General features: G+C 74.6%; 9 protein-coding genes. 6 read left to right on the forward strand and 3 right to left on the reverse strand.

Features of this window, described 5'->3' with window-relative positions; all coding sequences use genetic code 11:
• Positions 1–119 precede the first annotated feature (119 nt).
• Positions 120–938, forward strand: coding sequence for an anti-sigma factor (locus tag ACFZAU_RS34755; protein WP_500555478.1), 819 nt, complete (start codon positions 120–122; stop codon positions 936–938).
• 115 nt (positions 939–1053) lie between these two features.
• Positions 1054–1317, forward strand: coding sequence for a hypothetical protein (locus tag ACFZAU_RS34760; protein ID WP_500555479.1), 264 nt, complete (start codon positions 1054–1056; stop codon positions 1315–1317).
• Between the two features lie 125 nt (positions 1318–1442).
• Here the strand turns inward: ACFZAU_RS34760 and ACFZAU_RS34765 are convergent, their stop codons facing one another.
• From ACFZAU_RS34765 to hmgA, 3 genes are read right to left on the reverse strand one after another with little or no spacing between them, the layout of a single operon-like run.
• Positions 1443–2675, reverse strand: a complete 1233-nt coding sequence (locus tag ACFZAU_RS34765; RefSeq protein WP_500555480.1) for a type ISP restriction/modification enzyme — start codon at positions 2673–2675, stop codon at positions 1443–1445.
• A 14-nt stretch (positions 2676–2689) separates the two neighbouring features.
• Positions 2690–3451, reverse strand: a complete 762-nt coding sequence (locus ACFZAU_RS34770; protein ID WP_500555481.1) for a GntR family transcriptional regulator — start codon at positions 3449–3451, stop codon at positions 2690–2692.
• Positions 3448–4773: a homogentisate 1,2-dioxygenase gene (gene hmgA, locus ACFZAU_RS34775; RefSeq protein WP_500555482.1), complete on the reverse strand. Its 1326-nt coding sequence runs from the start codon at positions 4771–4773 to the stop codon at positions 3448–3450. Before hmgA ends, ACFZAU_RS34770 begins: the two co-directional genes overlap by 4 nt.
• A gap of 66 nt (positions 4774–4839) precedes the next feature.
• On the opposite strand from hmgA, the gene ACFZAU_RS34780 reads away from it, so the two are divergent.
• The 4 genes from ACFZAU_RS34780 (at position 4840) to ACFZAU_RS34795 (ending at position 10436) form a co-directional block, all read left to right on the forward strand.
• Positions 4840–5496, forward strand: coding sequence for a TetR/AcrR family transcriptional regulator (locus ACFZAU_RS34780; RefSeq protein ID WP_500465534.1), 657 nt, complete (start codon positions 4840–4842; stop codon positions 5494–5496).
• Between the two features lie 121 nt (positions 5497–5617).
• Positions 5618–7852, forward strand: coding sequence for a molybdopterin oxidoreductase family protein (locus tag ACFZAU_RS34785; protein ID WP_500555483.1), 2235 nt, complete (start codon positions 5618–5620; stop codon positions 7850–7852).
• Positions 7853–7940: 88 nt separating this feature from the next.
• On the forward strand, positions 7941–9335 hold the full coding sequence (locus ACFZAU_RS34790) for an aldehyde dehydrogenase family protein (protein WP_500555484.1): 1395 nt from the start codon (positions 7941–7943) through the stop codon (positions 9333–9335).
• 18 nt (positions 9336–9353) lie between these two features.
• Entirely contained in the window at positions 9354–10436 is a 1083-nt protein-coding gene (locus ACFZAU_RS34795) for a zinc-binding dehydrogenase (RefSeq protein ID WP_500555485.1), read from the forward strand.
• Positions 10437–10591: the final 155 nt, after the last annotated feature.

Here is a 10591-nt window from a genome sequence, read left to right on the forward strand (position 1 = left end):
TGTTCGGGGCCGTTCGGACGGCGGATTGGCGGACCGGGGTGAATTTGTGTCACAGGGTTGTAACGTGATAAAGGCCCGGCCGGTCGGTGCGCGCACCGCGGAGGGAAGCGGGGCGACCCATGAGAGGTTCCGTGCACGAACTGGCCGCGGCGTACGCGCTCGACACCCTCGCGCCGCGGGAACTGCGCCGTTTCGAACGGCACCTGATGCGCTGCGACGCGTGCGCGGACCGGGTGCGGCGGCTCGCCGGGGACACCGTCCGGCTCGGCGCCGGGGGCTCCGCCGTGTCGGCGCCGCTGCCCTTGGCGCGCCTGACGGCGCCGCGGACGGCGCCGCCAGCGGTGCCGTCCGCGGAGGTCCCGCCGCCGATCAGCGCCGGGCCGGACGGCGCGGACGCCCCGGAGGAAGCGCCGCCGGGACCGTGGTGGAAGGCGTGGCGCCGGCCGCCCACGACCCGTCCGGCCGTGGCGGGCGCCGGGGCGGTCCTCCTCGTCTGTGCGGTGCTGGGCGGCCTGCTGGTGTGGACGGCCGCGCAGTTGGACCGCGTACGGGGTGACACACGCGCGGTGAACGAGGTCCTGACGGCCGCCGACGCCCGCCCCGTCTACTCCAGCGACGACCACGGGCGGGGGGTGTCCGCCGTCGTCTCACGGGACCTGCGCCGCGCCGTGGTGACCGTCCACGGGCTGCCGCCGCTGGAGGGGCGCGAGGTCTACCAGTTGTGGCTGGTGAGTGAACGCCCGGCGTCCTTCCGCTCCCTCGCGGTGCTGGGCGCCGATCCGGCGGCGGGCGGCACGCCCGGCCCGTTCGTCACCGACGGGCTCGACGAGTGGTCGTACGCCTTCACCGTGACGGTTGAGCCGACTGGCGGATCTGCGGTTCCGACCTCGGACGCCGTCGTCCAACTGCCGCTGCTCGCACTGGGTATCGGCTCGTGACGTCAACCCCCTTGACGGGAAGGTGAATCCGGGAACGCGGATGCATAGGTGACGCCGCAGGACGATAGGGTTACCCTGCCCGGTGCCGGGTGCCCTCGAACGGGTGGGGAGTGTCATGGATCAGATAGCAATGCGGAGCAGGCCGCGAGTGCCTGCCATCACGTGTGGGAGCAGTGCGTCCAGTGCGCGCCTCGACCGTCATCTCTCGGTGCTGGCCGGCCCTGCCGCGCCGCAGCAGGAGGCGGAGGAGGCCACGCTGTTGATGCGCGAGCTGACCTCGCGCGACCACGTGCGCGCGAACGCCAACCGCGGGGCGCGTGTATCGCTGTTCGCGCCACTGCGGCGACTGCGTCGTTCCCTCTTCGGCAGCCGCGGCTGACCGGAGGCGTTCTCGGCGTTCCTTCAGCGGACAGGCTCGGGCGCAGTACACCGTCCCGGCACCGCGCTGCGTCAAGCGGCGCGTCGGTGTACTCCGTCCGGGCCTGTTGTCATGTCGACTTGTGGTCACAGCAGGGCGAATTGCCCGTCCGGTCCCTCTTCGTGGTGATCCAGCACAGAGGCCGGGCGGCGCGCGGACTCCGGCACCGGAAGGACACGCGCCGCGCGCAGCTCGGCGGCGCCGATCCGCGGGCCGGCCGCCACCCGGGCGGCGAGCGCACGGCGTGACGGCCGCGCCTCGGCCAGCAGCGCCAGCACACTGATCAGCTCCAGCAGCTCGGTCGTCCTCGCCCGCGGCCAGGCGGCGGGCCGGATCGCGTCGAGGCCCTCCGCCGGCCCGTCGGGGATCCGCCGCTCGAACCAGGTCTCCAGCACCCGCGTCCCCCCGGCGTGGAACTCCCACACCGCCTCCGGCACCGGCGACACCCGCCCGCTCCCCAGCAGCAGCGCCTCTTCCCGCGGGTCGTACGACGGCGCCTCCCGCGGCACGTCGGGCAGCGCCGCCCGTACGTAGGGGCGTCGGCCGCCCGGCAGCCGGGGATGCCCGGCGGGGCGCTCCCGCGCCGGATCGGAGCAGCGGGCGCCCCGGGTGTGCAGCCACAGCAGACGGCGGCCCAGCGCGACCCCCTCCGCCCACAGCGCCGGATCCGCGGTGAGCGGGACCTCGACGGGCGAGCTCGTGGCGAGCGCCGCGATCCAGGCGAGCGCGTCCTGCGCGGCGACCGGGGTGCCCAGCCGTTCGGAGAGGCGGTCCAGCAGACCCGGCGCCAGATTGGGGTCCGCGCCGCCGGGGCGGCGGAACAACGGCCGTACGCGGCCCGGCCGGCCGGCGGGGGAGTGGCCGTCCGGAAGCAGCGCGGAGAAGCCCAGCGGCGGCCCGGGGACCTGGGGCAGCCGCGCCAGCTCCACCGCGTACAGCTGGTGGTCCTCGTCGGCGACCCGCCACAGCTCGGGGCGGGCGGCGTCGATCAGCCGCTGGTCGGGGATGAGCCACTGCTGGTCGTAGGGCCCGTGCAGCACCCGCACCGGCTCCGCGCACGGGCCCTCCGCCCGCTCCAGGCGGGTGGTGGGCGCCGGGTGGCCCGGCAGTTGGGCGACGGCGGTGTGCGGAGTGCGTGCCCGCGTCGGGTGGAACAGCCGCTCGCGCTCGGCGGCTCCGGCCTCCAGCAGCCGGTCCCAGCGCGCGGTGAGGGTCGCCGCCTCGGGGGCCATGACCCAGCTCCGCCCCAGGCGCAGGGGCGGTACGGACCACGGCATCAGGTCGGCCAGCGTCGGCGATTCATCGCTCACCGTGAGCATGCTACTGAGGCCCCTCAGGGTGCCTCCATGGTCACCGTGAAGGAGAAGCGGTCGCCCCGGTAGTGGATGCGGACCACGTCGACCGTGCGGCCGGTGTCGTCGTAGGTCACCCCCGTGTAGTGCAGGATCGGGCTGAGCAGGGGCACCTGCAGCAGCCGGGCGGTGTCCGGGTCGGCCAGCCGCGCCTCGACGGTGTCGGTGATGCGGCTGATCCGGACCCCGAGGGCGTCCCGGAGCACCTTCGTCATCGGCCAGCGCGCCAGGTCCGCCAGGTCTATCCGGGCCGCCAGTTCCGGCAGGACGAAGTTCTCCGCCCAGTTGGTGGGCTTCCCCGACTCGTCGCAGCGCAGCCGGCGGTAGGCGACGGTGTCCGCCAGCCCGGGGAAGTACTCGGCGTACTCCGGCGGCACGGGCGACGGGCCGTGGCTGAGCACGCTGGTGCGCTCCCCGGACTGCTGGGCCACGATCGCGTCGACCGAGCCCAGCAGCCGCACCGGCGCCCCGCGCAGCGCGGCGGGCTCGATGAACGTGCCGCGCCGCCGGTGGCGGCTGATCAGCCCCTCCTCCTCCAGCTCCTTCAGCGCCTGCCGCATCGTGAGCACGCTGACGCCGTAGTGGCCCGCCAGCGCGTCCTCCGTCGGCAGCCGCAGCGGGGCGTCCGGACGACGGCCGAGTATGGAGGCGCGCAGGGACTGCGAGACCTGGTACCACAGCGGGAGCTTGCGGTTCAGGACCAGCGAGTCGGGGGCGAAGGTGCTGCTCGGGCTCGGCGTCATGGCCTGAAGTGTCGCTCAAGCCCCCGCCACACGCCGTCGTAGTCCCGCTGCAGGTGCCCGGCCGCCATGGCCTCCGGTGTCGCCACCACCGGCCAGCGCGTCTCGAACATGAAGGCGAGGCCGTCGTCCACCTTCTGCGGGACCAGTTCGGCGGCGCTCGCCCGGTCGAAGGTCGTCCGGTCCGGGCCGTGCGCCGACATCATGTTGTGCAGCGAGGCCCCGCCGGGCACGAAGCCCTCCGCCTTGGCGTCGTACGCGCCCTCGACGAGTCCCATGAACTCGCTCATCACGTTCCGGTGGAAGTACGGCGGACGGAAGGTGTCCTCGCCGACCAGCCAGCGCGGGGCGAAGACCACGAAGTCGGCGTTGGCCAGGCCCGGGGTGTCGGAGGGCGAGGTCAGCACGGTGTAGATCGACGGGTCCGGGTGGTCGTAGCTCACGCTGCCCAGCACGTTGAAACGCCTGAGGTCGTACACGTACGGCACCAGGTTGCCGTGCCAGCCGACGACGTCGAGGGGGGAGTGGCCGTACTCGGCGGCCCACAGGTTGCCGCCGAACTTGTTCACCACCTCCACCGGCTCCTCGCGGTCCTCGTACGCCGCGACCGGCGCCATGAAGTCCCGCGCGTTGGCCAGGCCGTTGGCGCCGATCGGGCCGAGGTCGGGCAGCCGGAAGTGCTGGCCGTAGTTCTCGCACACGTAGCCGCGCGCCTCGCCGTCCGGCAGCTCGACGCGGAAGCGCACCCCGCGTGGGACCAGCGCGACGTGGCCCGGAGCGGCCGCCAGGACGCCGAACTCCGTGCGCAGCAGCAGCCGGCCGCGCTCCGGCACGATCAGCAACTCGCCGTCGGAGGAGGAGAACACCCGGCCGTCCATGGAGCGGTTGGCCGCGTACCAGTGGATGCCGATGCCCTCGCGGCGCAGCACGTCACCGTTGCCGCCGACGGTGACCAGGCCGTCCACGAAGTCGGCCGGCTCCTGCGGCAGCGGCAGCGGGCTCCAGCGCAGCCGGTTGGGATCGGGCTCGGCCGTGAAGGGGGCGCTGCGCAGCCGCCCGTTGTCGATCCGGCGGAACGGCGGGTGGGCCGCCGAGGGGCGGATGCGGTACAGCCACGAGCGGCGGTTGTGATGCCGCGGCTCGGTGAAGGCCGTGCCGCTGAGCTGCTCCGCGTACAGGCCGAGCGGGGCGCGCTGCGGCGAGTTGCGGCCGGCCGGAACCGCTCCGGGGACGGCCTCGCTCGTGTGCTCGTTGCCGAATCCGGGGAGGTAGGCGAGGTCCTTGCCGTCCTGGATCTCTGTGCTGGCGATCTCTGTGCTGGTCACGATTCCTATGGTTGTCCATAGGAATCAACCCCGCAAGGGATCGGCCGGTCCCTGTGGAAAACCGGCATGATGGACCCCGTGCACAGCAGCGGCAACGGTCTCCGGCGCGTCCCCGTCCAGCAGCGCAGCGCCGAACGCTTCGCCCGGATCCTCGACGCGGCCGCGGCGATCCTCGACGAGGGCGGTTACGACGAGCTGAGCACGCGGGCCGTGGCCGCCCGCGCGGGTGTGCCGATCGGCTCGGTCTACCGCTTCTTCTCCAACAAACGCGCGATGGCCGACGCCCTCGCCCGCCGCAATCTCGACAAGTACCTCGCCGGGGTCACGGACCGCCTCGACGCCCTCGGCGCGGCCGACGGCGGCGCGGCCGACTGGCGCCTGCTGATCGACGTCGTCGTCGACCAGTACGTCGCGATGCGCCGCACCGTGCCGGGCTTCGCCCTCGTCAGCTTCGCCGGCCCGGCACCCGGCCCCGCCGTGAACGACCTGGCCAACCACCTCGTGGCCGACCGGCTGAGGTCGCTGCTCATCGCCCCGCTCGGCGCGGCGGGCGTGGCCGTCACCGACGACCGGCGGTTGCGCACCGCCTTCGTGGTGGGCGTGGAGGCCGCGGACGCGCTGCTCAAGATGGCCTTCCGCGCCGACCCGCAGGGCGAGGCAGCGCTCATCGCGGAGACGAAGGAACTGCTCCGCGCCTACCTGGCCGGGGTCCTGGAGCCGTAGGCCGTGTCGCGTTCCCGCGGCAGCCCTCCCGCGAGGGCCGTCCCCGCGAACGCTATCCCGACATGCATACCGGTCGGTATGGTGACCGCACACGAGGAAGCGCCCTGCCCCGGGAGGCCCGATGGCCAGCAGTCGTACCGCCCTGCGTATCTGTCCGCTGTGCGAGGCAACCTGCGGACTGACCCTGACCATCGACGGAGACCGGGTCACCGGCGCCCGCGGCGACCGTGACGACGTCTTCAGCGCGGGCTTCGTCTGCCCCAAGGGCGCCTCCTTCGGCGAGGTCGACGGCGACCCCGACCGGCTCACCCGCCCGCTCGTACGCCGTGACGGCGTGCTCGCCGAGGCGACCTGGGCCGAGGCGTACGCCGCCGTCGCCGAGGGCGCCGCCCGCATCCGCGAGACCCACGGCGCCCACGCGACCGGCGTCTACCTGGGCAACCCCAACGTCCACACCATCGCCGGCGGCCTCTACCCGCCGGCCGTCGTCCGCGCCCTCGGCACCCGCGCGCTGTTCTCGGCCAGCACCCTGGACCAGATGCCCAAACAGGCGGCGTGCGGCCACCTCTACGGGGACGCGCTCGCCGTCCCCGTGCCCGACCTGGACCGCACCGACCACCTGGTCGTCATCGGCGGCAACCCGCTGGTCTCCAACGGCAGCCTCGCCACCGCCGCCGACTTCCCCGGCAAGCTCAAGGCGCTGCGTCGCCGCGGCGGCCGGCTGACCGTCATCGACCCCAAGCGCACCCGCACCGCCGAACTCGCCGACCTCCACATCGCCTCGCGCCCCGGCACCGACGCCGCGCTGCTCTTCGCCGTCGTCCACGTGCTGTTCGAGGAGGGGTTGACCGGCCTCGGCCACCTCGAAGGGCACGTCACCGGCGTCGACGAGGTCCGCGCCCTGGCCCGCGACTTCGGCCCCGAGACCGTCGCCCCGTACTGCGACGTCCCCGCCGAGCGGATCCGCACCCTCGCCCGCGACCTGGCCGCCGCCCCCAGTGCCGCCGTCTACGGGCGCCTGGGCAGCACCGCCGTACGCTTCGGCACCCTCGCCAGCTGGCTGATCGACGTCCTCAACATCCTCACCGGCAACCTCGACCGGCCAGGCGGCGCGATGTTCCCGCTGCCCGCCACCGCCCGCGCCCCGCGACCGGCCGGCCCCGGCCGCGGCTTCACCACCGGCCGCTGGCGCAGCCGGGTCTCCGGCCACCCCGAGGTCGCCTCCGAACTGCCCGCCGCCGCCCTCGCCGAGGAGATCGACACCCCCGGCGAAGGCCGGATCCGCGCCCTGGTCACGATCGCGGGCAACCCCGTGCTGTCCGCCCCCGACGGCGCCCGCCTCGACCGGGCCCTGGCGGGCCTGGACTTCATGGTCAGCGTCGACCCGTACCTCAACGAGACCACCCGCCACGCGCACGTCGTCCTGCCGCCGCCCCCGCCCTCCCGCAGCGCGCACTACGACCTCGCGTTCGGCAACTTCTCCGTGCGCAACAACGCCCGCTACAGCCCGCCCGCCATCCCGCTGGAGGACGGCAGGCCCGGCGAACCCGAGATCCTCGCCCGGCTCGCCCTCGTCCTCGGCGGCTCCGCCCCGGACGCCGACCCCGCGACCGTCGACGAACAGGCCGTCGCCCACCGCCTGGCCAAGGAGACCACCGACCCGCACTCCGCCGTCCACGGCCGCGACCCCGCGGAACTGGCCGCGACGCTCACCGGGGCCACCGGCTACGAGCGGCGGCTCGACATGATGCTGCGGCTCGGCCCGTACGGCGACGGATTCGGCGCCGCCCCCGGCGGCCTCAGCCTGCGCCGCCTCCTCGACCACCCCCACGGCATCGACCTCGGGCCGCTGCGCCCGCGCGTCCCCGAGGTGCTGCGCACCGTCTCCGGCACGATCGAACTCGCGCCCGCGCCGCTCACCGCCGACGTGCCCCGGCTGCTGGCGGCGGTCGCCGGCCGGTCCGCGGACGGGCTGGTCCTCATCGGCCGCCGCCACCTGCGCTCCAACAACAGCTGGATGCACAACGTGCCCGCGCTCACCGGCGGGAGCAACCGCTGCACCCTCCAGGTGCACCCCGAGGACGCCACCCGGCTCGGCCTCACCGACGCGGCGCGCGCCCGCATCAGGGGCGACGGCGGCGAGATCGAGGCCCCGGTCGAGGTCACGGACGCGGTGCGGCCGGGCGTGGTGAGCCTGCCGCACGGCTGGGGCCACGACCGCGCCGGCACCCGGCTGACGGTCGCGACCCGCGAACCGGGGGCCAACCTCAACCAGTTGCTCGACGGCACCCTGCTCGACCCGCTGTCGGGCACGGCCGTCCTCAACGGATTCCCCGTCCAGGTCGCCCCGGCGTGACCCACCGCACGGGGCACCGGCCTGGAAACAGAAAACTATCGGCGCTAGTTTGGGCGTGCCACGGCAGGGCCGCCCGGGAGGACAAGGGATGAAGCCGCACGACGGGATGTACATCGACGGTGACTGGCGGCCCGCCGCCGGCCCGGGGACGATCGAGGTCGTCAACCCCGCGGACGAGCAGGTGTTCGCCACCGTGCCCGCCGGCAGCGCCGAGGACGTGGACGCCGCGGTCCGCGCCGCCCGCGCGGCCTTCCGCGGCTGGGCGGCCACCCCGCCCGCCGAGCGCGCCGCCCGCATCGCCGCGCTGCGCGACGTCCTCGCCGCCCGCGGCGAGGAGATCGCCGAGACCGTCTCCGCCGAACTGGGTGCGCCGCTGGCCTTCAGCCGGACCGTCCACGCGGGGCTTCCGGTCGCGGTCGCGGGCTCGTACGCCGAACTCGCCGCCACCCACCCCTTCGAGGAGCGGATCGGCAACTCCACGGTCCTCCACGAGCCCGTCGGCGTGGTCGGCGCGATCACCCCCTGGAACTACCCGCTCCACCAGATCGTCGCCAAGGTCGCCCCCGCGCTCGCCGCCGGCTGCACGGTCGTCCTCAAGCCCGCCGAGGACACCCCGCTGGTCGCCCAGCTCTTCGCCGAGGCTGTCCACGAGGCGGGCCTGCCGGCGGGCGTGTTCAACCTCGTCACCGGCCTCGGCCCGGTCGCCGGACAGGCCCTGGCCGCGCACGAGGACGTCGACCTGGTCTCCTTCACCGGGTCCACCGCCGTCGGCCGGCAGATCGCCGCGACCGCGGGCGCCGCCGTCAAGCGCGTCGCGCTGGAACTCGGCGGCAAGTCCGCCAACGTCATCCTCCCCGGCGCGGACCTGGCCAAGGCCGTGGGCGTCGGCGTCGCCAACGTCATGTCCAACACCGGCCAGACGTGCAGCGCCTGGACCCGCATGCTCGTCCACCGCGACGTGTACGAGGAGGCCGTGGCCCTCGCCGCGACGGCCGCCGCCAAGTACGTGCCCGGCGAGCGCATCGGCCCCGTCGTCAACGCCCGGCAGCACGAGCGCGTCCGCGGCTACATCGCCAAGGGCGTCGAGGAGGGGGCCCGCCTCGTCGCCGGCGGCACCGACGTGCCGCGGGCACGGGGCTACTGGGTCAGCCCCACCGTCTTCGCGGACGTCACCCCGGAGATGACGATCGCCCAGGAGGAGATCTTCGGCCCCGTCCTGTCGATCCTGGCGTACGAGGACGAGGAGGACGCGCTGCGCATCGCCAACGGCACCGTCTACGGCCTCGCCGGGGCGGTCTGGGCGGGCGACGAGGCCACGGCCGTCGCCTTCGCCCGGCGCATGGACACCGGTCAGGTCGACATCAACGGCGGCCGCTTCAACCCGCTGGCGCCGTTCGGCGGGTACAAGAAGTCCGGGGTCGGACGCGAGCTCGGCCCGCACGGCCTCACCGAGTACCTCCAGACCAAGTCCCTCCAGTTCTGACCGCCAGGAGAAAACACCGTGGTCCGCGCCGCCGTACTGCCCGCCGTCAACGCGCCCCTCACCCTCGCCGACATCGACCTGCCCGAGCCCGGGCCGGGCCAGGTGCGGGTCAGGCTCGCCGCGGCGGGGGTGTGCCACTCCGACCTGTCCCTGTCCAACGGGACGCTGCGGCAGCCCGCGCCCGCCGTCCTCGGGCACGAGGGCGCCGGCACGGTCGTCTCCGTGGGCGAGGGCGTCACGGACGTGACCCCCGGCGACCGGGTCGTCCTCAACTGGGCGCCCGCCTGCGGCACCTGCCACTACTGCGGGCTCGGCGAGCCGTGGCTGTGCGCCGGCGCGGGCGCGGCGGCGGGCGTGCCCTACGCCAAGCTCGCGGACGGCGGGACCGAGCTCTACCCGGGGCTCGGGACGGCCGCGTTCGCCGAGGAGACCGTGGTCGCGGCGGGCGCCGTCCTGCCGCTCCCGGACGGGATCCCCCTGACGGAGGCCGCGCTCCTGGGGTGCGCCGTGCTCACCGGGTACGGCGCGGTCCACCGCAGCGCCGCGGTACGCCCCGGGGAGTCCGTGGCCGTCTTCGGCGTCGGGGGCGTCGGGCTCGCCGTCCTCCAGTCCGCCCGCATCGCGGGGGCGGGCACCGTCGTGGCCGTCGACGTCTCCCCGGAGAAGGAGGCCCTGGCCCGGGCCGCGGGCGCCACGGAGTTCCTGCCGGCGGGTGAGGACGTCGCGAAGCGGATCCGCGCACTGACGGGCGGGCACGGGGCGGACGTCGCCATCGAGTGCGTCGGGCGCGGCGAGACGATCCGCTCCGCGTGGTCCTCGACGCGGCGGGGCGGGCGCACGACGGTCGTCGGCATCGGCGGCAAGGCGGACCTGGTCTCCTTCTCCGCGCTGGAGCTCTTCCACTTCGGGCGGACGCTGTCCGGCTGCGTGTACGGCAACAGCGACCCGGGGCGGGACCTGCCGGTTCTGGCGGAGCACGTGCGGGCGGGGCGGCTGGACCTCTCCGCGATGGTGACGGAGCGGATCGGGCTGGAGGGGATCCCGGGGGCGTTCGCGGCGATGCGACAGGGGCGGGGCGGGCGGTCGCTGGTCGTCTTCTGACGGCTGGTTGTCGTGTGCGGGTGCGTTGTGGGTTCTGTTGGGGGTTCTCCCACCCTCCCGCCCGATTGCCCGGCGCGATTGGTGCGGGCCTGCGCACTGTGCATGGGTGGGCCGGGGGCGGGGCCTCCGGGGTGGGCATTCTGTACCGCATATTT

This window comes from Streptomyces sp. NPDC008238, from assembly GCF_042956445.1.
In the GTDB taxonomy this organism is placed as follows: Bacteria; Actinomycetota; Actinomycetes; order Streptomycetales; family Streptomycetaceae; genus Actinacidiphila.